Annotated in this window: 24 protein-coding genes and 1 pseudogene; 10 read left to right on the top strand and 15 right to left on the bottom strand. The window is 64.6% G+C overall.

All coding sequences use genetic code 11. The annotated features are described in order from the left end of the window. The first annotated feature begins 5 nt into the window (after nucleotides 1-5). Entirely contained in the window at nucleotides 6-500 is a 495-nt protein-coding gene (locus tag MJ8_RS19905; protein WP_140749382.1) for a MaoC family dehydratase, read from the top strand. A 160-nt stretch (nucleotides 501-660) separates the two neighbouring features. On the opposite strand, the gene cml is transcribed toward MJ8_RS19905, so the two are convergent. Continuing rightward, nucleotides 661-1,854, bottom strand: a complete 1,194-nt coding sequence (gene cml, locus MJ8_RS19900; RefSeq protein WP_201410480.1) for a CmlA/FloR family chloramphenicol efflux MFS transporter — start codon at nucleotides 1,852-1,854, stop codon at nucleotides 661-663. 221 nt (nucleotides 1,855-2,075) lie between these two features. Continuing rightward, complete coding sequence (locus MJ8_RS19895) at nucleotides 2,076-3,494, bottom strand: PLP-dependent aminotransferase family protein (RefSeq protein ID WP_201410479.1); 1,419 nt, start codon at nucleotides 3,492-3,494, stop codon at nucleotides 2,076-2,078. A gap of 102 nt (nucleotides 3,495-3,596) precedes the next feature. Between MJ8_RS19895 and MJ8_RS19890 the strand changes: the two genes are divergently transcribed. Continuing rightward, complete coding sequence (locus MJ8_RS19890; RefSeq protein WP_201410478.1) at nucleotides 3,597-4,460, top strand: DMT family transporter; 864 nt, start codon at nucleotides 3,597-3,599, stop codon at nucleotides 4,458-4,460. 6 nt (nucleotides 4,461-4,466) lie between these two features. Here MJ8_RS19890 and MJ8_RS19885 read toward each other — a convergent pair whose 3' ends face one another. After that, nucleotides 4,467-5,510: a zinc-dependent alcohol dehydrogenase family protein gene (locus tag MJ8_RS19885; protein WP_201410477.1), complete on the bottom strand. Its 1,044-nt coding sequence runs from the start codon at nucleotides 5,508-5,510 to the stop codon at nucleotides 4,467-4,469. 95 nt (nucleotides 5,511-5,605) lie between these two features. Then, nucleotides 5,606-6,064 carry a winged helix-turn-helix transcriptional regulator gene (locus MJ8_RS19880; protein ID WP_201410476.1) on the bottom strand — a complete coding sequence of 153 codons (459 nt, stop codon included), beginning with the start codon at nucleotides 6,062-6,064 and terminating at the stop codon, nucleotides 5,606-5,608. 92 nt (nucleotides 6,065-6,156) lie between these two features. Here MJ8_RS19880 and MJ8_RS19875 point away from each other — a divergent pair, with 92 nt between their 5' ends. Further along, on the top strand, nucleotides 6,157-7,386 hold the full coding sequence (locus tag MJ8_RS19875) for an MFS transporter (protein WP_201410475.1): 1,230 nt from the start codon (nucleotides 6,157-6,159) through the stop codon (nucleotides 7,384-7,386). Here the strand turns inward: MJ8_RS19875 and MJ8_RS19870 are convergent. The 3 genes and pseudogenes from MJ8_RS19870 to MJ8_RS19860 all read right to left on the bottom strand — a co-directional run bounded on the left by MJ8_RS19870 (nucleotide 7,387) and on the right by MJ8_RS19860 (nucleotide 9,192). Next, nucleotides 7,387-7,857, bottom strand: a pseudogene (locus MJ8_RS19870) (DUF4262 domain-containing protein). Beyond that, a complete protein-coding gene (gene maiA, locus MJ8_RS19865) occupies nucleotides 7,847-8,497 on the bottom strand; it encodes a maleylacetoacetate isomerase (protein WP_201410473.1) in 651 nt (216 codons plus the stop codon). The pseudogene MJ8_RS19870 and the gene maiA overlap by 11 nt, the downstream one beginning before the upstream one ends. Then, the gene (locus MJ8_RS19860) at nucleotides 8,494-9,192 is read right to left on the bottom strand and encodes a fumarylacetoacetate hydrolase family protein (RefSeq protein ID WP_201410472.1); all 699 of its coding nucleotides are present in this window, start codon (nucleotides 9,190-9,192) and stop codon (nucleotides 8,494-8,496) included. The genes maiA and MJ8_RS19860 overlap by 4 nt, the downstream gene beginning before the upstream one ends. Nucleotides 9,193-9,398: 206 nt before the next feature. On the opposite strand from MJ8_RS19860, the gene MJ8_RS19855 reads away from it, so the two are divergent. Further along, nucleotides 9,399-10,082 carry a response regulator gene (locus tag MJ8_RS19855; RefSeq protein ID WP_201410471.1) on the top strand — a complete coding sequence of 228 codons (684 nt, stop codon included), beginning with the start codon at nucleotides 9,399-9,401 and terminating at the stop codon, nucleotides 10,080-10,082. A gap of 9 nt (nucleotides 10,083-10,091) precedes the next feature. Here the strand turns inward: MJ8_RS19855 and MJ8_RS19850 are convergent, their stop codons facing one another. Together MJ8_RS19850 and MJ8_RS19845 are read right to left on the bottom strand one after the other, a co-directional pair. Continuing rightward, nucleotides 10,092-11,426 (bottom strand): hybrid sensor histidine kinase/response regulator, encoded by a 1,335-nt coding sequence (locus tag MJ8_RS19850; RefSeq protein ID WP_201415501.1) that lies wholly within the window; start codon nucleotides 11,424-11,426, stop codon nucleotides 10,092-10,094. 5 nt (nucleotides 11,427-11,431) lie between these two features. Further along, a complete protein-coding gene (locus MJ8_RS19845; protein ID WP_318528219.1) occupies nucleotides 11,432-12,427 on the bottom strand; it encodes an FIST N-terminal domain-containing protein in 996 nt (331 codons plus the stop codon). Between MJ8_RS19845 and MJ8_RS32370 the strand changes: the two genes are divergently transcribed. The 5 genes from MJ8_RS32370 (at nucleotide 12,416) to MJ8_RS19825 (ending at nucleotide 17,873) form a co-directional block, all read left to right on the top strand. After that, nucleotides 12,416-12,850, top strand: a complete 435-nt coding sequence (locus MJ8_RS32370) for a hypothetical protein (protein WP_225247969.1) — start codon at nucleotides 12,416-12,418, stop codon at nucleotides 12,848-12,850. The two genes, MJ8_RS19845 and MJ8_RS32370, sit on opposite strands and share 12 nt — an antisense overlap. A gap of 29 nt (nucleotides 12,851-12,879) precedes the next feature. Then, nucleotides 12,880-13,380, top strand: coding sequence for a (2Fe-2S)-binding protein (locus tag MJ8_RS19840; protein WP_041011799.1), 501 nt, complete (start codon nucleotides 12,880-12,882; stop codon nucleotides 13,378-13,380). A 108-nt stretch (nucleotides 13,381-13,488) separates the two neighbouring features. Beyond that, a complete protein-coding gene (locus MJ8_RS19835) occupies nucleotides 13,489-15,837 on the top strand; it encodes a xanthine dehydrogenase family protein molybdopterin-binding subunit (RefSeq protein ID WP_201410470.1) in 2,349 nt (782 codons plus the stop codon). A gap of 12 nt (nucleotides 15,838-15,849) precedes the next feature. Beyond that, complete coding sequence (locus MJ8_RS19830; RefSeq protein ID WP_201410469.1) at nucleotides 15,850-16,647, top strand: FAD binding domain-containing protein; 798 nt, start codon at nucleotides 15,850-15,852, stop codon at nucleotides 16,645-16,647. A 203-nt stretch (nucleotides 16,648-16,850) separates the two neighbouring features. Further along, on the top strand, nucleotides 16,851-17,873 hold the full coding sequence (locus MJ8_RS19825) for an acyltransferase family protein (RefSeq protein WP_201410468.1): 1,023 nt from the start codon (nucleotides 16,851-16,853) through the stop codon (nucleotides 17,871-17,873). Here MJ8_RS19825 and MJ8_RS32365 read toward each other — a convergent pair whose 3' ends face one another. From MJ8_RS32365 to MJ8_RS19810, 4 genes are all read right to left on the bottom strand, one after another. Beyond that, complete coding sequence (locus tag MJ8_RS32365; protein ID WP_225247968.1) at nucleotides 17,874-18,167, bottom strand: hypothetical protein; 294 nt, start codon at nucleotides 18,165-18,167, stop codon at nucleotides 17,874-17,876. After that, entirely contained in the window at nucleotides 18,152-18,361 is a 210-nt protein-coding gene (locus MJ8_RS32360; RefSeq protein ID WP_225247967.1) for a hypothetical protein, read from the bottom strand. The genes MJ8_RS32365 and MJ8_RS32360 overlap by 16 nt, the downstream gene beginning before the upstream one ends. Before the next feature lie 70 nt (nucleotides 18,362-18,431). Beyond that, complete coding sequence (locus MJ8_RS19815) at nucleotides 18,432-18,938, bottom strand: GNAT family N-acetyltransferase (RefSeq protein ID WP_201410467.1); 507 nt, start codon at nucleotides 18,936-18,938, stop codon at nucleotides 18,432-18,434. Beyond that, nucleotides 18,938-19,693: a copper homeostasis protein CutC gene (locus MJ8_RS19810; RefSeq protein WP_201410466.1), complete on the bottom strand. Its 756-nt coding sequence runs from the start codon at nucleotides 19,691-19,693 to the stop codon at nucleotides 18,938-18,940. The genes MJ8_RS19815 and MJ8_RS19810 overlap by 1 nt, the downstream gene beginning before the upstream one ends. A 198-nt stretch (nucleotides 19,694-19,891) precedes the next feature. On the opposite strand from MJ8_RS19810, the gene MJ8_RS19805 reads away from it, so the two are divergent. Beyond that, nucleotides 19,892-20,347, top strand: coding sequence for a carboxymuconolactone decarboxylase family protein (locus MJ8_RS19805; protein WP_201410465.1), 456 nt, complete (start codon nucleotides 19,892-19,894; stop codon nucleotides 20,345-20,347). Between the two features lie 19 nt (nucleotides 20,348-20,366). On the opposite strand, the gene MJ8_RS19800 is transcribed toward MJ8_RS19805, so the two are convergent. Both MJ8_RS19800 and MJ8_RS19795 read right to left on the bottom strand, forming a co-directional pair. Beyond that, nucleotides 20,367-20,798, bottom strand: a complete 432-nt coding sequence (locus tag MJ8_RS19800) for a cupin domain-containing protein (protein WP_201410464.1) — start codon at nucleotides 20,796-20,798, stop codon at nucleotides 20,367-20,369. A 226-nt stretch (nucleotides 20,799-21,024) separates the two neighbouring features. Next, complete coding sequence (locus MJ8_RS19795) at nucleotides 21,025-21,306, bottom strand: hypothetical protein (RefSeq protein ID WP_201410463.1); 282 nt, start codon at nucleotides 21,304-21,306, stop codon at nucleotides 21,025-21,027. Nucleotides 21,307-21,368 lie beyond the last annotated feature (62 nt).

Below are 21,368 nucleotides of genomic sequence, written 5' to 3'. Positions count from 1 at the left end.
CCGGAATGACGGAAACACGGCCGAGGACGCCGCCGACCTTCGAACAGTTGCGCACGATGTCCGGGCAGGAGCTCGGCGTGTCCGACTGGACGACGGTCGACCAGCAGCGCATCGACCAATTCGCCGAATGCACCGGCGACCATCAGTGGATCCATGTCGACCCGGAGCGGGCCAAACGGCAGAGCCCGTTCCGCACCACGATCGCGCATGGCTATCTGACCTTGTCGATCATCGGCGCGCTGGCGCTGGAGATGGGCATCGTGCCGGAGAACACCCAGGCCGCCTTCAACTACGGCTTCGACAAGGTGCGCTTCCTGGCGCCGGTCAAGGCCGGTGCGCGCATCCGCCTGCGCACCACGCTGCTTTCCATGGAGGATCTCGGCCCCGGCCAGTATCTGATGAAGGCGGCCAACACCGTCGAGATCGAAGGCGAACAGAAGCCGGCGCTGACCGCCGAAACGCTGGTGATGATGTACGAGCGCCGCAAGAAACGGGCCTAGGCAATAGCCGATATTCAGGTGAGGCCGGCCTGCGAACGATGGTTTCCTGCGCTTCCGGTGCTCACGTACTTCAAGTACGCTCCGCTCCGGTTCTCGGAACCCATCGTTCTCGATTCGGCCTGAGCTGAATCTCGACCGACCCGGGTCGCCTCAGCATTCTCTAGGCCTGTTTCGGTCTCGCTCGTCCCAACGCAAAGAGAGTCGCCAGTGCGAAGCTTGCTGCAAAGCCAATCAGCGGCCATGCCGTGTCGCCGCCCAGCAGGAAGACGAACAGCGTGCCCGCCGCCGAAACAATCACACTCTGCAGGCAGAAATAAAGCGCGACGGCCGTGCCGGCGGTCTCGCCGAACGGCGCCAGCGCGCCGTTAGCCGTGACCGACGCGGTGAGGACGATGCCGATGGCGATGACCCACATCGGCATGACGAAGCTCGCGAAGGACGGGTCGGCGAACAATTGTCCTGTAGCCAGCAGGACAGCACCCAGGAGCAGCATCGCCATGCCGCGCCTGACGCTGCCTTCGACGCCCCAGCGGGCGACGAAACGCTTCGCGAAGCGTGCGATGACGATCATCACAAGTGCCGCACTGGCGAAAGCCAGGCTGAAGCCGATCTGGGAAAAGCCGGCCCTGCCGATGAGCACCCTGGGCGCCGTCGAAAAGAACACGAAGAACGAGCCCATGGCGGTGGCGAAGGCCAGCGTGTAGGTCCAGAAGCCGAAGCTGCGCAGGATCGAGCCGAGACCAGTCCGGGCAGCGCCATCGGCCAGCGGGCGCGTTTCGCGCCAATTCAGCCAGGCGTTGAGCGTCGCCACTGCCGCCAGGATGCCGAGCGTGACGAAGATAGCCCGCCAGCCGAAGCCATTGGCGACCAAGGCGCCGGCGATCGGCCCCAGCGCCGGCACGAAGGAGAGCAGCGCGCCGAGCGTGGCGTAGATGACGGCGCCTTCCGGCCTTTGCGCATAGACGTCGCGGACGGTGGCGAAGACAGCGACGAGCATGGCGGAAGCACCGAGCGCCTGCGCGATGCGAAGGGCAAGGAAGACCGGTGCAAGCGAGGTGACGGCGAGCAGGAAGGATGCAGCCGTGAACGCCAGCGCGCCGCCGATCAGCACCGGGCGCCGGCCCGTCCTGTCGGAGATGGGCCCGAAGGCAAGTTGGCCAAGGCCAAGACAGATCATGTAGAGGCTGAGCGTCAGCTGCACGACGGCCGGCGAAGTGCCGAGCGCGCCTGGCATGATCGGCACGACGGGCAAGTAGATATCCATGGCGAGGGAGGCCAGGACGTCGAAGGGAGACAAAAGCAGCAGGGCTGCTGGCATGGACAAGGTCCATGTCGGCTGGTTCGGAGAAGACATGAGGAAAAATCCGCGCAAATGGTGAGATTTGGCGGCGATCTGTCTTGGATCGAGAGAAACGGGACAGACTGCCGCAACAACGAAGCGCTGTTGCGGCCTACTTGTCTGCTGACTTGCTGGATCCCATGGCTGTCGGTCCCGATGACGGTGCGCATGCCCGCCGGCATGGCTGTTGGCGGTTCCCTACCAGCCAAAGCCCGATAGGGCAACCGGTGGTCGCACTACGCCGCCTTGCGGCGGGACGCTGTGACCGCTCTTTCCAAGACGGTGAAAATACGCTCGTCGGCGCATTGCGCGACGTTGAAGCGCATGAAGCGGCCGGCGGTGTGCGACAGGCTGAAGGCGTTGCCGGGCGCCAGCACGACATTGGCCGACAGCGCATGGCGCGCGACTTCCGCCGCGTCGATGCCGTCGGGCAGGCGGCACCAGAGGAACATGCCGGCTGGCTGGTCGATCCAGGGCGTTATACCCATCGCCTTCAGCCTGCCGGCGGTCTCGGCCATGGCGCGCGACAGGCGGGTGCGCAACTGCTCCACATGCTTGCGGTAGCTGCCGTCCTTCAAAAGGGTCAGCACCAGTTCGGCGGACAGCCGGGTGCCGCCGAATGTCGTGGCGATCTTGAGATCGGTCAGGCCTTCCATCCAGTCGGCTGGCGCCGCGATGAAGCCGCAGCGTATCGAAGCCGACAGCGTCTTGGAGAAGGAGCCGATCTGGACGACGCGCTGCAGTCCGTCGAAGGCCGCGAGGCGCGGGGCAGGGCTGTGCTCGAAGTCGGCGAAGATATCGTCCTCGACGATGGTGAGGTCCGCCTGGTCGGCGAGCTTCAGCAGCCGATGCGCGGTGACCGGCGACAGGATCGCGCCGGTCGGGTTATGGATGCCGGAATTGGTGATGTAGAGGCGCGGCCCGTGCTCGGCGAGCGCCGCCGCGAAGAGCTCGATATCCGGCCCCGAAGGGGTGTAGGGCACGCCGACCACTTTGGCCTGATGGGCGCGCAGCAGGGCGTGAAAGTTGAAATAGCAGGGATCATCGACCAGGACCGCGTCGCCGGGCTCGATCAGGAAACGGCACAAAAGGTCGATCGCCTGGGTGCCGCAGTCGGTCAGCATGATCTGGTCCGGCGAAACCTCGACGCCATGCCCGGCCATGCGCCTTGCCAGCAATTGGCGCAGCGGCGGCAGGCCGAGCGGCGTGCCGTAGTCGGCAAGCGCGATATCGTCCGCGCGGGCCGCGGTGCGCAGCGCCCGGCGCAAGGCGGCCTGGGGCATCCAGGACGCGGGCAGCCAGCCGCAGCCGGGCTTCAGCATGTCCTCGCCCGCTTCGAGCGACTGCCTGGACACCCAGAGCGGATCGACGGCGCGGTCAAGCCGAGGACCGATCTCGGCCAGCGACAATGGCGCAAGCTGACCGGCTGCGTAGAAACCCGAGCCCGGTCGCGAACGGATCGTGCCCTCGGCCGCCAGGCGCTCATAGGCCTCGACCACGGTCGACTTCGACACCTGCATGGATTTGGCCATGGCCCGTATCGAGGGCAGGCGGGCTCCAGGTGTCAGCGTGCGTGCCGCGATACGCTGGCGGATTGCCGCCATGACGGTTTCGACGAGGGTGGCGCCGCTGACATTTGGGCCCGATATGTCCATCTGTACTTCCCTGCCGACCATTACAGTTTTGTAGAATTGTACCCCATTGTCTCTGGCAAAACCATGGCTCGCGCCGGTACCGAAGCACAAACGGAGCGGATCATGGAAAAGAGTTTCGACGGCTGGCTCAGCGGCTTCATCGGGGTGCTGATCTTCAGCGGGTCGCTGCCGGCGACGCGGGTGGCGGTGATGGATTTCGACCCGACCTTCCTGACGGCGGCCCGAGCGGCGATCGCCGGCCTGCTCGGGATCGCGATGCTGCTCATGTTCCGCGAGAAGCGTCCGGAGCGCGGCGACCTGATCTCGCTCATCGTCGTTGCGCTGGGTGTTGTGGTCGGCTTCCCGTTGCTGACGGCGCTGGCGTTGAAGCATGTCACTTCGGCGCATTCGATCATCTTTGTCGGCCTGCTGCCGCTGGCGACCGCGATCTTCGGCGTGTTGCGCGGCGGCGAGCGTCCGCGCCCGGCCTTCTGGCTGTTCTCGTGCCTGGGCAGCGCTTTGGTCGCCGGCTTTGCCTTGGCGCAAGGCGTGACCGCGTCGCCGGTCGGCGACGGCCTCATGCTCAGCGCCATCATCGTCTGCGGGCTGGGCTACGCCGAAGGGGCCAAGCTGTCGCGCAAGCTCGGCGGCTGGCAAGTGATCTGCTGGGCGCTGGCGCTGTCGCTGCCGGTCATGCTGGCGTTGAGCTTCGCGACGCTGCCGCCATCCTTCGCGGCCATCGGCTCCGGCGCCTGGATCGGCCTTGGCTATGTCTCGCTGTTCAGCATGCTGATCGGCTTCGTGTTCTGGTATCGCGGCCTCGCGCAAGGCGGCATCGCCGCCGTCGGGCAGCTGCAATTGCTGCAGCCCTTCTTCGGCCTCGCGCTGGCGGCGAGCCTGCTGCACGAAAAGGTCAGCCCGATGATGGTGGTCGTCACGCTCGGCGTCGTGGCCTGCGTGTTCGGGGCGAAGAAGTTCGCGCGGTAGGCATGCCTATTGAAACTTCGTCACCACCCCGATGCCGATCCCCTCGAAACCGCCCATTGCCATCAGCGCGGCGGGCGCTTCCTCGAGGCTGATCTTCTTGCCCACCAGCAATTCGGGCTTCAGCTTGCCGGTGCGGATCATCTCCATCATCGCGGAATAGCGGTAGGCCTGCATGCCGTGGCTGCCAAGGATCTCGAGCTCGAAGGCGATCACCTTGTCCATCGGCACCTGCGGGCGGGCATGCTCGCCCAGCATCAGCCCGACCTGAACGTGGCGGCCGCGACGACGCAGGTTCGAGATCGAGTTGAAGGATGTGGTCGGATGTCCGAGCGCATCCATCGACATATGCGCACCGCCATTGGTGATCTGCTTGACGGCCTTGACCACGTTCGGCGTCGTCGAGGCGTTGATCGTCGCCACCGCGCCGATCTTCCTGGCGAAGTCCAGCTTCTCGTCGGTGAGGTCGATGGCGATCACATTGGCGCCCATGGCGCTGGCAATCATGATCGCCGACAGGCCGACGCCGCCGCAGCCATGCACCGCGACCCATTCGCCGGGCGTCACCCGGCCCTGGTCGACGATGGCGCGGAACGAAGTGACGAAGCGGCAGCCCAGGCTGGCTGCGGTGGCGAATTCCATTTCCTCGGGCAGGCGCACGAGATTGGTGTCGGCATGCTCGATGCCGACATATTCCGCGAATGAGCCCCAGGCGTTGAAGCCGGGCTGGGACTGGTGCTCGCAGACCTGATGGTTGCCTGAGGTGCATTCGAAGCAGCGGCCGCAGCCGACGGCGAAGGGCACCGTGACGCGATCGCCGGCCTTCCAGCGGCTGACCTGCTTGCCGGCGGCGACGACGACGCCGGCCAGCTCGTGGCCGGGAACGTGCGGCAGCGTGATGCCGTCGTCATGGCCCATCCAGCCGTGCCAGTCGCTGCGGCATAGGCCGGTCGCCTCGACCTTGATGACAACGCCGTCGGCGGCCGGCTTCGGATCAGGCACGGTCTGGATCGTCGGCGCCTCGCCGAATTTCTCGAACACGACGGCTTTCATCGGCAAACTCCCACGTTTTGAGGTGACGATAGCCGATTCCGCGGACGGTCGACCGGAAATCGATTCTGCCAGCGCCGCGGCTGGCGGACCGATCATTATTCCGGCTGCTGGCGGAAATCGGCCAGCCGCGTTTCACCCGGCGCCAGCAGGCGACCGTCCTCGGCATGAACTTCCAGGCGGCGGATCGGCCTGCCGGTCCGGGTGTCGACCATGAAGGTGTAGGGCTCGCCCGGGCCGGAGAAATAGGTCTCTCCCCACTGGCGCAGAGCTACGAGCACATAGAACAGGCCACGGCCTTTTTCGGTCAGCACATATTCATGATGCGCGCTGCCGTCCGGTGCCGGAACGATTTCGAGGATGCCATGCGCGACCAGATTGCGCAGGCGCGCCGACAGGATGTTCTTGGCCACGCCGAGGCTTTTCTGGAATTCGCCGAAACGCCGCAAGCCGTCGAAGGCGTCGCGCACGATGAGCAGCGACCACCAGTCGCCGATCGCGTCGAGCGGCCGGGCGATGAAGCAATCCGCGCTTTGATGGCTCGTCCGCTTAACCATTTCGTTGGTCCAGCCTCCTGATTTCGGTTGCAATATAAAACCGTTCTGCATATTTCGCAACGGTTTCAAGTTGCAACCGAATGGAGAGCCCGATGAATCTGCAGCTGCAACGAGCCGATCTGCGACAGTTCGAAGGCGCCGTGGGAGGAAAGGCCAAGGCCGGATTGCCGCGCCTGACTGCGCTGATCTTCGCGGTTGCCTGCGGCTTGAGCGTCGCCAATGTCTATTTCGCCCATCCGCTGCTCGATGCCATCGCCCACGACTTTTCGATCGACCCCGCCTCGGTCGGCATCGTGGTGACGATGACGCAGATCGGCTACGCGCTCGGCCTGTTCTTCATCGTGCCGCTCGGCGACCTGTTCGACCGTCGCAAGCTGGTTGTGACCCAAGCCGTGCTTTCGGCCTTGGCGCTGATCGTTATCGGTCTTTCGCCGAGTGCCGCGATGCTGCTTGCAAGCCACGCCGCGGTCGGCCTGCTCGCCGTCGTCGTGCAGGTGCTGGTCGCCTATGCCGCCGATCTGGCGGCGCCCGAGGAGCGGGGGCGCGCGGTCGGCACCGTAACCAGCGGCGTCATTCTCGGCATCTTGCTTGCGCGTTTCGTTGCCGGACTGATCGCCGATTTTGCCGGCTGGCGCTCCGTCTATCTTGTCTCGGCAGTACTCACGCTGGTGATGACGGCGATCCTGTTCCGGGTGCTGCCCCGCCACGAGGCGGCGCGGCCGCCAACATCCTACGCCAGGCTGCTCGGGTCGGTGCTGCTTCTGTTCGTCGAGGAACCCTTGCTGCGTGTGCGCGCGGTGCTGGCGCTGCTGATCTTCGCCGGTTTCAACGTGCTGTGGGCGCCGTTGGTGCTGCCGCTCGCAGCGCCGCCTTTTTCGCTGTCGCATACAGCGATCGGATTGTTCGGCCTGGCCGGCGTCGCCGGCGCGCTCGGCGCGCGCTGGACCGGTATCCTCGTCGATCGCGGGCAGGGGCAATTGGTCACCGGCCTCGGTCTCGCGCTGATGGCCGCCGCCTGGCTGCCGATCGCGTTCATGAGCAAGACGCTCTGGTTGCTGGTGCTGGGCATATTCATGCTCGACCTCGCCATCCAGGCGGTGCACGTCACCAATCAAAGCCTGATCTTCGCCCGCCGGCCGGACGCCCGCAGCCGCTTGGTCGGCGGCTATATGATCTTCTATTCGCTGGGTAGCGCGCTCGGCTCCATCGCCTCGACCATGACCTACGGCGCCTGGGGCTGGACCGGTGTTTGCGCCCTTGGCGGCGCCATCGGGCTGACGGCGCTGGTGTTCTGGGCGGTGACGCTCAGAGTGGGCCGTTAGTTATGGCGGGGTATCAAGCAGTGGCTGCCGTTTGCGAACCCATTCGTCGGCTTCCGGATCCCACGGCCAAATCCCGGAAGTTGTCGGGAAAATAAGCTGCATAATCCGGAAATCCGCTCCATCGTAGAATCATATATCCCAGCCGAAATGTTCCGGGTAGTGGTCGGGATGGACTGCGCCGAATTGAATGTCGAAACCACCACCCAGGAAACCTGATGCGCGCTCTCCGACGCCGAACCTCTCGCCGCCGCGCACGCGTCGGCAATACTCGTTGATGATGGTCATCGAAAGCTCCGGCTTGAGCCCTATGACGACCAATTCAGGGATGCCAAAATTGTGCTCTATCCCGACCGAGTAAGCGAAGGGCGGATGCTCGTCCGCCTCCAACACATAGAGGATATGGCAGCCGTACTCTTCGATGTCGGCGAGTGCCTTGGCCTCCTCGGCGTCTTTGGCTTCCCTATTCGGCATCGATCTGGTTCTGCGGCGCGGCCTTCTGGAACGCCGGCAGCGCCATGCAGGCGGCGTTGATGCGCGCGATCACCGGATAGGGCGCCATGTCGACGCCGAAGCGGGCGTTGTTGGTGACCTGGGCGGCAAGGCAGATGTCGGCGAGGCCCGGCGCGTCTCCGTGGCAGAACGCGCCGGTCTCGGGCGAGGAGGCGAGAATCTTTTCAAGCGGCTGGAAACCTTCGTTCACCCAGTGCCGGAACCAGTTGACGACGTCCTCGTCGCCGGCGCCGAACACAGTGCGCAGCGAGGTCAGCACGCGCAGATTGTTCACGGGGTGGATGTCGCAGGCGATCATCTGCGCCAGCATCCGCACTCGTGCCCGACCCAGCGCATCCTTCGGCAGCAGCGGCGGCTCCGGCTGGATCTCATCGAGATATTCGATGATCGCCAGCGACTGCGTCAAAAGCCTGCCGCCATCCAGCACCAGCGCCGGCACCAGCCCTTGCGGATTGACGGCGAGATAGGCGGGCTCGAGATGCTCGCCGTGGCGCAAATGATGCGGCACATAGGTATAGTCCAGGCCTTTCATCGCCAGCGCGATCCGCACCCGGTAGGAGGTGGAGGAGCGGTAATAATTGTGGAGGACGGGGTCGCTCATCGCCTCGGCTGCCCGATGGTCACCGCGATCTCGCCGATGCCGTCGACGCCGCCGGTGATCCTGTCGCCGGTCTGGACCGCGCCGACGCCTGCCGGCGTGCCGGTGAAGATCAGATCGCCTGGTTGCAACTCGACCGCCTCGCTGCAGATCGAGACGATGTCGGCGATCGGCCAGATCAATTCGGCTAGGTCGCCGTCCTGCTTCACCGCGCCGTTGACAGCGAGCCAAATGCGGCCTTTCTCCGGATGCCCTGATTTCGCGGCCGGAATCAGCGGGCCGCAAGGCGCGGACTGGTCGAAAGCTTTCGACCAGTCCCAGGGACGTGCCGCCTTCTTCGCCTGATCCTGCAGGTCGCGGCGGGTCAGGTCGATGCCGACGCCATAGCCCCAGACATGGGCGAGCGCATCCGCGCGGGGAACGTGAAAGCCTCCCTTGCCGATGGCAACGACCAGCTCGATCTCGTGGTGCAGGTTCGAGGTCAGCGGCGGGTAGGGGATCTCGGCGCCGCTGTCGACAACCGCATCGGCGGGCTTGGTGAAGAAAAAGGGCGGGTCGCGCTCGTCATTGCCGAGCTCGCGCGCATGCGCGGCGTAGTTGCGGCCGACGCAGAAGATGCGGCGCACGGCAAACCGCTCCGCCGAGTCTGCGACGGCAACCGAGGCGACCGGCGGCGGCGGGACGACGAATTCTGGCATGGTTTTTCTCTGTGTTGGTATGAATCGCGCCCACCTTCCGCCGATTTTGCCGGGCGGGCAAGACCGGGGGCGTCCCGGCACATCGGCCTGTCGTTTCAGTGACAATGCACGGTACCATTGGGCGTATACTATTTGCCAATAATCTGGCCATGGTCACAGGACTATCCTGTGCCGGCTGAAACCGAACCGATGCCTGAACCCGTGCAATGACCCCCGTCAGCGATCGCGCCCGCTTCCTGATCATCGACGACCACCCGCTGTTTCGCGAGGCGTTGCACAGCGCGGTGCAGATGGCCTATCCGGACGTCGACACGGTCGAGGCGCGCTCGATCGCGGAAGCCATCGAGCTCCTTGCCGACGCAAAGCCGTTCGACCTCGCGCTGCTCGATCTGAGCATGCCCGACGTGCATGGCTTCGAAGGCCTGCTGCAGCTCAGGACCCGCTATCCGCGGCTGCCGGTGGTGATCGTGTCGGGCTATGAGGAGCCGAAGATCATCTCCGAGGCGCTGTCCTATGGCGCCGCCGGCTTCATCCCGAAATCGGCAAGGAAGAGCGATCTCGCCGCCGCCATCCGCTCGGTGATGGATGGCGCCGTCTACGTGCCGGAAAACTACGAAAGCCAGCCGCCGGAGCCCGACAGCACCGACCGCGCCGACATGGTGCAGCGTCTGGCCAAGCTGACGCCGCAGCAGCTGAGGGTCCTGCAGATGCTGCGCCAGGGCATGCTGAACAAGCAGATCGCCTATGAGTTGCAGGTGGGCGAGACCACCGTGAAAGCGCATGTCTCGGAGATCCTGCGCAAGCTCAACGTCTATAGCCGCACGCAGGCGGTGATCGAGGTCTCGAAGCTGGACAATGCGGAACTGTTTCGGGACCAGGCCGGGTTTTAGGGCGGGCGCCTAAGCCAGAAGATGCGCCAGCAGCGCGCGCAGTTGCGCCGGCTTCAGCGGTTTGCGCATCAGCTCTATGCCGGCGGCGCGGGCGGCCTTGGCGACGAGCTCGGAGCTGTCGGCGGTGACGATCAGCGCCGGCACGGGGCGGCCGAGATAGTCGCGCACGTCGGCGATCGTCGCGGTGCCGAGGTCGCCGCCGTCGAGATGCTGGTCGGCGATGACGATGTCGGGCACCCAGGCGGTGTCGCCGAGCAGGTCGAGCGCATCGTCGGTCGAGGTGGCGGCGCGCACCTGGCATTGCCAGCGTTCCAGCAGCGAGGTCATGGCAGAGAGCACGTCGACGTCATTTTCGACCAAAAGCACCTTGGTACCGAACAGGCCGTAACCACGAGGGCGCTCCATGTCGGCAACGGCCGCCACCGGTTCGGCTGCCATGCCGACCGGCACGTCGATGTGGAAGATGGTGCCGCGCCCGACCTTCGAGGAAAAGGTCACGGGGTGGCCGAGCGCGGCGGCCATGCGGCGCACGATGGCGAGGCCGAGGCCAAGCCCGCCGGCGAGCCCTGCATCGGCAAGCGTCACGGTGCCGCGGTGGAACTCCTCGAACACCGCTTCGCGCTGGTCCTCGGCAATACCGCAGCCGGTGTCCGCGACGTCGATGCGTATGGTATCGCCGCGATGCCTGGTACCGACCAGCACGCCGCCGGAGCGGGTATAGCGCAGTGCGTTGGAGAGGATGTTCTGCAGGATGCGCCTGAGCAGCGTGCGGTCTGTCCGCACGACGACATTGACCGGGCGGAATTTCAGCGACAGGCCTTTCTTTTCCGCCTCGGGCAAGAAGTCCGAGCGAAGCGAGGAAAACAGCGTCTCAAGGCTGATGTCGACGATTTCCGGTTGCACCACGCCGGCGTCGAGCTTGGAGATGTCGAGCAGGGTGCGCAGGAGGTCTTCCATCGTCTCCAGCGAGCGCTCGACCTGACGCACCAGCTTGCGGCCTTCCTCGCTGGTCTGGACCTCGGCCAGCGCCGAGACCGACAGATGCGCGGCGTTGAGCGGCTGCAGCACGTCGTGGCTGGCGGCGGCCAGGAACCTGGTCTTGGAAAGGTTCGCCAACTCGGCCGTCTCCTTGGCGGCGACGAGGTCGATGTTCGACTGCTCGAGCCGGCGCAGCGTGGCGTGCAACTCCTCGGTGCGATTGCGCACCCGGTTTTCCAGCGAGATGGCGGTCTGGAACAGCGAGAAGGCGTTGCCTTGCTGGTCCATCGAGCGCTCGACCCGGCTGAGAAGGGCCGCGTTGATCTTCTTAAGCCTTTCGAGGTCGTTTATGTCGCGAAGCGGCATCTCGCTCACTCGGCCGCCCGGCGCTCGCCGAAGGCGATGCCGGTAAAGGTCTGATTGAGGTGCATGGAGCGATACTGCTCTCCATAGGTGCCGAAGCCGATGACCTTGTTGGTCCGGTAGAGTTCCGAAATGTCACGGTAGACCTGGCGGTTGCGCGCATCGAGCCGGCGCAGCACGCAGTCGAAGCCCAGGATCATGTCGATGCCGCCGACCTTGCGTTCGGCATCCTCCAACGCGGCGCGTGTCGCTTCCACCATGTTCTTCGGCTGGGCTATGGAAAGGACGACGCCGTCGTCGATGGCGCAGAAGAACGACAGCGAGCCGTCGACATGCATGCGCTGGATGGAGCGGCAGTAATATTCGCCCGCCACCTTCACGACCACGGGATGGGAGGCGAAGCTTAGCGGCGTCAGCGCCTGGGCCACAGTGCCGACGGAGGCTGCATATTCCTCCGCCGCGTTGGCGGCGTTGAATTCGTGCACGATGCGATGGTCCGGATCGGACGCCGTCACCACCAGCTTCTCGTCGGTCGGAATGAAATTGTCGGTCTTGAAGACGTGGAAAGGGATCTCGGTCGCGACCAGCACGATGATGGCGCTGTCCGACGTGACCTTGCCGTTCGAGATCAGGCTGGTCGTCTCGAATTTCAGGTCGTCGCCCGCCGAGCCGCCGATCAGCGGGATGTCGTCAAGCCCCCAGTGGATGGCCGAGGTCACCGCTTCCTCGGCATAGGAAAGGCCGTCGATGAAGCAGAGGGCAAAGACGCTCTTCGCCCGCTCCCGGCCGGCGCGGGATCGCAGCAGGCGGCGCAGCTCCACGACCTCGCCGGTTATCCCGTCCATGCCGGAGGAGGAGAGGTTTTCGACCGTGGTGCTGACGATCGAAAACGACGCCGACGGTAAAAGCAGTGCGAGGGCATGCCCTTCCTCCAGCCCCTGCGGCGTGATTTCGCCGGCGGTCGAGCAGCCGGCATAGGCGAGCGACGGCGCGTGGACCTTCAGCGCCTGCGCAAGCGCCGCCGCGTCGACCAGGCTTTGGGAGAAGAACAGAAGCGCGAAGCCGGCATCGACGATCGCCGCTTCCGCAGCGATGGCCCGGGCAAAGGAATCCGGGTCGGGCTCATCCGTGGTGAGCGCCGAAAGGCCCGATGCATAGCGTGTGCTCGAACTGGCCAGCTGCCTCCTCCGCGATTTCCTCCAACGCTGTTTGTGCGTGTCTTTTCTTATGCCTGTCAGGCACGCTTCGCGTCGAAGGCATCTTTGCCTTCAATCCCGGTTTTGGCAATGGGGCGGGTTGCTGCGCTGCACATAGCTTTTGCCATGATCGAAAGTACAATGGAGCCGGCGCTGGCAGCGCTGTTTTGCCCGTTGTACGGTGCGCGAATAACGTACTGCCGAAGCACAAGCGCGGCATCGGCAGGGTGAGGACCGAGGTTAATACCCAGGGAGGCTGTATGTCGGACGTGTCGTTGACTGTGAACGGGAAACGGGTCAGCGGGAGCGCCGAAGACCGAACGTTGCTGGTGCATTTCCTGCGGGAGCACCTGGGTCTCACCGGAACGCATGTCGGTTGCGATACGTCGCAATGCGGCGCCTGCGTCGTGCATGTCGACGGCAAGGCGGTGAAATCCTGCACGATGCTCGCCGCGCAGGCGTCGGGCTCGACCATCGTCACCATTGAGGGACTGGCCGACGGCGCGGAGCTGCATCCGGTGCAAGCCGCATTCAAGGAGCATCACGGGCTGCAATGCGGCTTCTGCACGCCGGGCATGATCATGACGGCGACCGACATGATAGCGCGCCATCCGGAGGGCCTGGACGAGGCGACGGTGCGCGCCGAGCTCGAAGGCAACATCTGCCGCTGCACGGGCTACCACAACATCGTGAAGGCGATCCTCGCCGCATCGGAAACGATGGCGAAGGGCGCCAAGGGCAAGGCGAAACAGGCAGCTTAGGGGAATAAGGGAGTAGGGCAGTAAGGGAGTAGGTGAAGAAGACACCGATTTCCCTACTGCCTTACTCCCCTACTGCCCTACTCCCCTAATTTCCGGAGGATTTCCGCAATGGGTATCGAAGGCGTCGGCGCTCGCGTGGCGCGCAAGGAAGACAAGAGGTTCATCACCGGCGGCGGCCGCTATGTCGACGACATGGTGGTGCCCGGCATGAAGCATGCCGTGTTCGTGCGCAGCCCGCACGCTCATGCGCAGATCAAGAAGATCGACGTGAAAAAGGCGCAGGCGATGCCCGGCGTCGTCGGCGTGCTCACCGGCAAGGAGCTCAAGGCCGACGGCATCGGCAACCTGATCTGCGGCTGGATGATCCACTCCAAGGACGGCACGCCGATGAAGATGGGCGCGTGGTCGCCTCTGGCCGTCGACAAGGTGCGCTATGTCGGCGATGCCGTCGTCATCGTGATCGCCGACACCAAGGGCCAGGCGCGCGACGCGGCAGAAGCGGTCGAGATCACCTACAAGGAATTGAAGGCCGTCGTCGATGCCACGAAAGCCATCCAGCCCGGCGCGCCGCAGGTCCATGCCGAGGCCGAGAACAACCTGATCTTCGACTGGGAGCTTGGCGACGGCAAGGCGACCGACGCGGCGATCAAGTCGGCGGCTCATGTCACGCGCATGAAGATCGTCAACAACCGGCTGGTGCCGAATGCGATGGAGCCGCGGGCGGCTCTCGGGCACTACGACAAGGCGGAGGACCACTATACCTGCTGGACGACATCGCAGAACCCGCATGTCGCGCGGCTGGTGATGAGCGCCTTCTACAATGTCGCGCCGGAAAACAAGCTGCGCGTCATCGCGCCCGATGTCGGCGGCGGCTTCGGCTCCAAGATCTACATCTACCCGGAAGAGATCGTCTGCCTGTGGGCATCGAAGAAGACCGGCGTTCCCGTCAAATGGGTCGCCGACCGCACTGAAAGCTTCCTGTCGGACGCGCATGGCCGCGACCATGTCTCGACGGTGGAGATGGCCTTCGACAAGGACAACCGCATCACCGGCCTCAAGGTCGACACAATCGCCAATCTCGGCGCCTACATGTCGTTGTTCTCGTCCTGCGTGCCGACCTATCTTTACGCGACGCTCCTGTCGGGCCAGTACAACATCCCGGCGATCCACGCCAATGTGCGCGCCGTCTACACCAACACCGCGCCCGTCGATGCCTATCGCGGTGCCGGGCGGCCGGAGGCCACGTACGTGCTCGAGCGGATGATGGAGACCGCGGCGCGCGAGCTTGGCGTATCGCCGGCGGAGCTCAGGCGCCGGAACTTCATCACGTCCTTCCCGCATCAGACGCCGGTGATCATGGCCTATGACGCGGGCGATTATAACGCATCGCTCGATGCGGCTATGAAGGCCGCCGACTATGCCGGCTTCGCCATGCGCCGCGCCGACGCCGCCAAGCAGGGCAAGCTGCGCGGCATCGGCATGAGCTGCTACATCGAAGCCTGCGGGCTGGCACCGTCATCGGCGGTCGGCTCGCTCGGCGCCGGCGTCGGGCTGTGGGAATCGGCGGAGGTGCGCGTCAATGCCGTGGGCACTATCGAGGTGCTGACCGGATCGCATAGTCACGGCCAGGGCCATGAGACGACCTTCGCGCAGCTGGTCACCCAGCGCTTCGGCGTGCCGATCGACTCCGTCTCGATCGTGCATGGCGACACCGACAAGGTGCAGATGGGCATGGGCACTTACGGCTCGCGCTCCGGCGCCGTCGGCATGTCGGCCATCGTCAAGGCGCTCGACAAGGTCGAGGCCAAGGCCAAGAAGATCGCCGCGCATCTGCTGGAAGCGGACGAGGGCGACATCGTCATCGAGAATGGCGAGGTCAAGGTCGCGGGCACCGACAAGAGCCTGCCCTGGTTCCAGGTGGCGCTTGCCTCCTATACCGCCCATAATTTGCCGGCGGGCATGGAGCCCGGGCTGAAGGAGACGGCCTTCTACGATCCGTCCAATTTCACCTTCCCGGCCGGCTGCTACATCTGCGAGGTCGAGATCGATCCGGAAACCGGGCTGACGGAAATCATCCAGTTCGTCGCGGCCGACGATTTCGGCAACATCATCAATCCGATGATCGTCGAGGGGCAGGTGCATGGCGGCATCGCGCAAGGCGTCGGCCAGGCGTTGCTGGAAGGCGCGCATTACGACTCCAGCGGCCAGCTTCTGACGGCAAGCTACATGGATTACACGATGCCGCGCGCGGGCGACCTGCCGTCCTTCAAGGTCTCGACCTCGAACACGCCATGCCCGGGCAATCCGCTCGGCGTCAAGGGCTGCGGAGAGGCTGGCGCCATCGGTTCGCCGCCGGCGGTCATCAACGCCATCACCGATGCGCTCGGTGTCGTCGACATCGCCATGCCGGCGTCGCCGGTGACGGTGTGGGCAACCATCCGCGCGACGAAGCACTGAGGAGGAACGAGCATGTATTCGGTCAATTACCATCGCGCTTCCTCCGTCGCCGATGCCGCCAAGCTCTTGAAGAACGGCGATGCCAAGTTGCTCTCCGGCGGCATGACCTTGATTCCCGCCATGAAGACGCGGCTCGCGGCGCCCTCGGACCTCGTCGACGTCTCGCGGCTCAAGGACCTGCAGGGCGTGAAGGTGTCCGGCAAGACGATCACCATCGGCGCCGCGACGACGCATTACGCCGTCTCCACGGACGAAAAGCTGAAGAAGGCCTGTCCGGCGCTCGCGCATATGGCATCGCTGATCGGCGATCCGGCCGTGCGCTACAAGGGCACGATCGGCGGGTCGATCGCCAACAACGATCCGGCGGCCGACTATCCGGCTGCGCTGCTGGCGCTGGGGGCGACGATCATCACCAACAAGCGCGAGATCGCCGCGGAAAAATTCTTCAAGGGCCTGTTCGAGACGGCGTTGAAGGAAGGCGAGATCATCACCGCGGTGAGCTTCACCGCGCCGACCAAGGCGGCGTACCAGAAGTTCCGCAACCCGGCTTCGCGCTACGCCATCGTCGGCGTGTTCGTGACCAAGGGCAAGGACGGGGTGAGGGCGGCGGTGACCGGTGCCGGGGAGGACGGTGTCTTCCGCTCCAAGGAGATCGAGGCGGCGCTGGCGAAGAATTTCGATGCCGCGGCGCTCGGCGGCCTCAAAGTGCCGGCAAAGGGGCTGATGAGCGATATCCATGCCTCCGCCGACTATCGCGCCAATCTGATCGCAGTGATGGCCAAGCGCGCCGTGGCCGCGGCCAACGCCTGAGCGGCAATGCCGCGGATCAAGGAAGGGGCCAGCTCGGCCCCTTTTTTTCCATAACGGAGGCTTGACCGGAAACGCCGGTCAAATTTCAGCTTCGCACTTGCACAAAGTTATCCCGCACTGCAAAATAAATTCGGCGGGAACACCAGATGGTCCGGGATGCGGGCGAGGCTTCGCGTGCGGACCTCGAGTTGCGAAGGCACGGTATGACCGACATCTCCGCAGCGTCCGTCGTCCTGCCGCGGACCGCAGCCGACAGGGAAGCCAGGACAAGGCTGGCCTATCTCGATGGCTGGCGCGGCCTGTCGATCGCCCTGGTGCTGATCGGCCATTTCTTTCCGGTCCCGGGAATCAATCTCGGTGTCCTCGGCGTCGAGTTCTTCTTCGTGCTGAGCGGCCGGCTGATGGGCGAGATCCTGTTCATCGAGCGTTTTCCGCTGAAGAAATTCTTCAAGCGCCGTTTCTCGCGCATCTATCCCGCGCTGCTTGTGTTCGTGGTTGCCGCCATGATCGGCCTTGCCGGCACCTATATCGCCTTCAAGTGGAAGGCGGCGCTGACGGCGCTGACCTTCACCTACAATTATGCCGGCATCTTCATCAATCGCGCCGGCGCGCTCGACCATATCTGGTCGCTCTGCGTCGAGGAGCACTCCTATGTCCTTTTGGCGCTGATCAGCGTGGTGGTTCCCGGAAGGACGAATGTCGTGCGGCTGCTGGTCGTGCTGGCGTTGCTGGCGATGGCCAACGGCGCCATTTCGTACGGGGTTCTCGGCATGGGCTACGAGACCACCTACTGGCGTACCGACGTGCATATCGCCTCGATCCTGCTATCGGCCGCGATCTGCCTGCTCAAGGCCGATGGGCGCCTGCCGGCTTTCCTGAAGAGCCGCCATGTGGCTGCCGCGGCCGCGGCCTGCGGCGTCCTGCTGTTCAGCGACCGGGTGCCGACGCCTCTGCACTACACCGTCGCCGTGCCGCTGCTGGCGCTGGCGGTCAACACGCTCGACTTCGCCGGCGGCTCTCTGAAAGGGCCGTTGTCGTCGCGGCCGATGGTGATGCTCGGGCTGTGGTCCTATTCGCTTTATCTCTGGCAGCAGCCTTTCTACAAATTCGTAGATGAGCGCGGCAGCGCGCCGATCCCGATGCTGGCGGCCGTGTTCGCCTGCGCGCTCGCGAGCTATTACATCGTCGAAAAGCCCGCCCGCGGCTGGCTCAACCGCAACTGGTGATCAAGCAGGTTTCGTCGCTCGCTGCGCAGCGAGGTAGCGTCGGAGCCCGGCTTCGCCGCGCGGCGTGGTCCAGCGATGGTTCCAGGCGAAGGCTGGTCTCAGAATCGGTGCGAGCAGCTTGAGGATCGGCCTTTCGACCGTGACCTGCCAGACCAGATCGACATGCGTGCCGGCCCCGGACGGCGACAGCTCCGCCCGCCACAGCCCGTCGAAATCGCCGAAGGTCTTCACCACCACCAGCCGGCCGGGTATGAGCTCGGCGGCCTCGATGATGAAGTTTAGCTCATAAGGCAAGGCGCCGCGCGCTCTTGCCCTGGCGCGGGCACCGACGACGCCCTTGCCCTCCTTGTCGAGCGGCTCGACTCCTTATAGGCGTCGCCCCGCCAAAGTGGCAGCAACTGGGCGTCCGACAGCACGTCCCACACTTCCTGCGGCGTGCCTTCGGGGATGTTCCAGCTCTCGTTGAAGCGGAAGACATTGCTCGCCATGATGTCGCCCCCGCAGCGGAGCGTCTATATTAGCTTCAGCTTGTTTTCCTGGCCAGCGATGTCGCGGCGCTCAGGCGGCGATGGGTTTTGCCCAATAACGCACCGATTTCTTGCCGCCGTGGATCACCGCATCGCCGACCTCGGTGAAACCGAGTGCTGCGTGGAAGGCGTCGGAAGCCGGATTGGGCGGATCGGCGTTGACCTCGCAGGTGACGATCGTGTGGCCGGCGCGCCGGGCCTGCTCGAACAGATCCTCATAGAGCCGTCGGGCATGGCCGCGGCCGCGCGCCGCGGCGGCGACCACCACACGGTCGACATAGACGAAGCGCGGGTAGCGCTGGCGAAACCAGAGGAAGTTGGGGCTGTCGTAGTCTGCATCCTGGTCGAAGGTCATGATGAAGGCTTCGAGCGCGCCGACGCGGCGCGTGTAGAAGGCTTGCCTGATGAGGAAGGACAACCGATCCGCCTCCAGCCAGGAAAGTTCCGCCGCGTGCTCGTTGTTGAGCACGAGGATGGCGGCTTCATCGCCGGGCGAGAGGCGTTCGATCGGCAGCAGATCTTTGGCCGTCTCAGCCATCACGCTCTCGCGGCCCTGATCGTCGCCGCCACCTTGGCCTGGTCGGTCACCGTGTTGCGGTATTCGCGGTCGAGGTCGGTGCCGCCCATGCCGACTTGCGGGTTGCGGTAGCGCATCGCGCTCGGAACATCGGCAAGGGCGGCAAAATGCATTTCGGTCAATCCGGTGCGCTTATGCACCGCGCCGATCGTGTCTGGCGCCAGGGCACCGCAGCCGAGGATGATGATGCGATCGCCGGCCTTGCGGACGAGCTCCGCCAGAAGCTCAATGCCTTCGACCGCCGTGTCGCGCTGGCCGCTGGTCAGCACGCGGCCGACCTTGCAGCGGATCAGCGCTTCGAGCGCCTCGAACGGATCGCGCGTCATATCGAAAGCGCGGTGGCAGGTGACGTTGAGCGGGCCGGCAGCCTCAACCAATGCGCTCATGCGCGCCTCGTCGATGGTGCCGTCGGCGGTGAGGCAGCCGACGACGACGCCGGCGACGCCCAGCTCGCGCAGCGCTTCGACGTCGGTGAGCATCGAGCGGTATTCGGCCTCGCTGTAGAGGAAATCGCCGCCGCGCGGGCGCACGATGACATGGAAGGGAATAGCCGCGCTTTCGAGCGCGGCGCGCACCGTGCCTATGCTCGGCGTGATGCCGCCTTCGATCAGGCTGGCGCAGAGCTCGACCCGGTCGGCGCCGGCGGCCTGCGCGGCAAGCAGCCCGTTAATGCCTTCGACGCAGATTTCGATCAGGGGTCTTTGCGCGTCCGCCACCGGCTTCCATCCATGCTTTCGAGAAGATGGGCAGCCCTAGCACCGGGCGCGCCGCCGCGAAAGCCGCAACGATCGGTCCAGCCATCGAAGTGACCAGCCATGCAACCCGCTTGACAATGCATAACTGCAAAGTTATGGATAACTCATAACTGGTAGGTTATTGAACGATGCGAGCCTTATTGGCCGAGGAGACCGACGATGGAAGCAAGATTGAAGAATCCGGTGATGCTTATTCCCGGCGCGCTGCAGGCGCTGCTCGCGCTCGACAAATCGACCGAAGCCGGCGACGTGCCTTATGTGACGCGCAAGCTCATTCACCTGCGCGCCAGTCAGATCAACGCCTGCGCCGTCTGCGTCGACATGCATGCTCGCGAGCTGAAGAAGGCGGGCGAGAAGGACGAGCGGATCTTCGCCGTGTCGGCATGGCGGGAGACGCCGTATTTCACCGATGCAGAGCGCGCCGCTCTTGCGCTGACGGAAGCAGCAACGCGACTGGCCGACCGCTCCGATGCAGTGCCGGACGGCATCTGGGACGAGGCCGCGCGCCACTATGACGACAAGGCGCTCGCCGCTCTGGTGATCCAGATCGCGCTGATCAACGCCTTCAACCGCCTCAACGCCACCACGCGGCAACCGGTGGGCGCCTGGGGGTGAATCGAGAGAAGGACGCTCGCTACTGCTTCAGGATCGTGTTCTTGGCGCCTTGTTCGACCTGGTCGATTACCAGAAGCTTCACGGGATCGGGGCCGATATTGGTGGCCTGGTGCCATTGGCCGATCATCTCGATGATGAAGTCCCCGGTCTTATAGGTGTTGGCAGCGCCGGTCTCGACATTGGTGACCTTGAGCGTGCCCTGCTCGACATAGGCGTAGCGCGGGAAGGGATGCTTGTGCACCGGCAAGGTCGCGCCCGGCGCTATCTGGTAGGATGAGACCTGAACCTCGATATTCTTTTGCGGCAGCGTGATCGGCTGGCCGGACGCGGTCGTCGTCTTCGACGCAAGCGGCGTGACGACGACCGGGGTATTGCTGCTGTCTAAAGCGTTGGCCGCGGTCGCATAGACGGTGGCTATCGCCAACAGCGCGGATATCGTGATGTTGCGCATGATCCCCCTCCAAGGTTGCCGCACCATCGCCCGGCGGAAATTGACGCGCAAGCATCCTTTTTGCACGAGTCGGACTTTCGGACGCTGCCATTTCTGGCGACCCTGGAAGACGTGAAAGGCCCCGGACTTGCCGGGGCCCGAGCGCTATGAAATCACCCTAACCGGTCGGGCCGACGGTTTCCCTGTGCGATGAAACAGGGGCGTGCCGACACGGTGATCCGACGGATCAGCTCGGCGCCTTGCCGCCGTTCTTCTTGCAGGCCGAGCGGAACTTCTCGCGATCCTTGCCGTGAAGACCTTTCTGATCCGCAAGCGCCGAGCATTGTTTCGAGATCGCGGTCTTTTCGGGCGTCATGGTCGACTTCGGTTTCTTCGTCGTCGGCGCCATCGTCGTTGTCGTGCCGGCGGCGGGCGCTGTCGTTGTCGTGGTCGACGTCGCCGCCATGGCTCCGGTGGCGACAAATCCTGCGAGAGCGAAAGAGGCAAGAAGACGAGCTGCTACTTTCATTGCGATCTCCATTGTTTCGAGTTCCCCCGAGGCGAAAGTAGCACCGGACTGGAGCTCCACTA

Source organism: Mesorhizobium sp. J8, assembly GCF_016591715.1.
Taxonomy (GTDB): domain Bacteria; phylum Pseudomonadota; class Alphaproteobacteria; order Rhizobiales; family Rhizobiaceae; genus Mesorhizobium.
This window is presented reverse-complemented; position numbering and strand designations above follow the sequence as displayed.

Bases quoted from the DNA above. Each gene is read 5' to 3' on its own strand.
- MJ8_RS19905 (WP_140749382.1), top strand. From the start codon at position 6: ATGACGGAAACACGGCCGAGGACGCCGCCGACCTTCGAACAGTTGCGC.
- cml (WP_201410480.1), bottom strand. From the start codon at position 1,854: ATGTCTTCTCCGAACCAGCCGACATGGACCTTGTCCATGCCAGCAGCC.
- MJ8_RS19895 (WP_201410479.1), bottom strand. From the start codon at position 3,494: ATGGACATATCGGGCCCAAATGTCAGCGGCGCCACCCTCGTCGAAACC.
- MJ8_RS19890 (WP_201410478.1), top strand. From the start codon at position 3,597: ATGGAAAAGAGTTTCGACGGCTGGCTCAGCGGCTTCATCGGGGTGCTG.
- MJ8_RS19885 (WP_201410477.1), bottom strand. From the start codon at position 5,510: ATGAAAGCCGTCGTGTTCGAGAAATTCGGCGAGGCGCCGACGATCCAG.
- MJ8_RS19880 (WP_201410476.1), bottom strand. From the start codon at position 6,064: ATGGTTAAGCGGACGAGCCATCAAAGCGCGGATTGCTTCATCGCCCGG.
- MJ8_RS19875 (WP_201410475.1), top strand. From the start codon at position 6,157: ATGAATCTGCAGCTGCAACGAGCCGATCTGCGACAGTTCGAAGGCGCC.
- maiA (WP_201410473.1), bottom strand. From the start codon at position 8,497: ATGAGCGACCCCGTCCTCCACAATTATTACCGCTCCTCCACCTCCTAC.
- MJ8_RS19860 (WP_201410472.1), bottom strand. From the start codon at position 9,192: ATGCCAGAATTCGTCGTCCCGCCGCCGCCGGTCGCCTCGGTTGCCGTC.
- MJ8_RS19855 (WP_201410471.1), top strand. From the start codon at position 9,399: ATGACCCCCGTCAGCGATCGCGCCCGCTTCCTGATCATCGACGACCAC.
- MJ8_RS19850 (WP_201415501.1), bottom strand. From the start codon at position 11,426: ATGCCGCTTCGCGACATAAACGACCTCGAAAGGCTTAAGAAGATCAAC.
- MJ8_RS19840 (WP_041011799.1), top strand. From the start codon at position 12,880: ATGTCGGACGTGTCGTTGACTGTGAACGGGAAACGGGTCAGCGGGAGC.
- MJ8_RS19835 (WP_201410470.1), top strand. From the start codon at position 13,489: ATGGGTATCGAAGGCGTCGGCGCTCGCGTGGCGCGCAAGGAAGACAAG.
- MJ8_RS19830 (WP_201410469.1), top strand. From the start codon at position 15,850: ATGTATTCGGTCAATTACCATCGCGCTTCCTCCGTCGCCGATGCCGCC.
- MJ8_RS19825 (WP_201410468.1), top strand. From the start codon at position 16,851: ATGACCGACATCTCCGCAGCGTCCGTCGTCCTGCCGCGGACCGCAGCC.
- MJ8_RS32360 (WP_225247967.1), bottom strand. From the start codon at position 18,361: ATGGCGAGCAATGTCTTCCGCTTCAACGAGAGCTGGAACATCCCCGAA.
- MJ8_RS19815 (WP_201410467.1), bottom strand. From the start codon at position 18,938: ATGGCTGAGACGGCCAAAGATCTGCTGCCGATCGAACGCCTCTCGCCC.
- MJ8_RS19805 (WP_201410465.1), top strand. From the start codon at position 19,892: ATGGAAGCAAGATTGAAGAATCCGGTGATGCTTATTCCCGGCGCGCTG.
- MJ8_RS19800 (WP_201410464.1), bottom strand. From the start codon at position 20,798: ATGCGCAACATCACGATATCCGCGCTGTTGGCGATAGCCACCGTCTAT.
- MJ8_RS19795 (WP_201410463.1), bottom strand. From the start codon at position 21,306: ATGAAAGTAGCAGCTCGTCTTCTTGCCTCTTTCGCTCTCGCAGGATTT.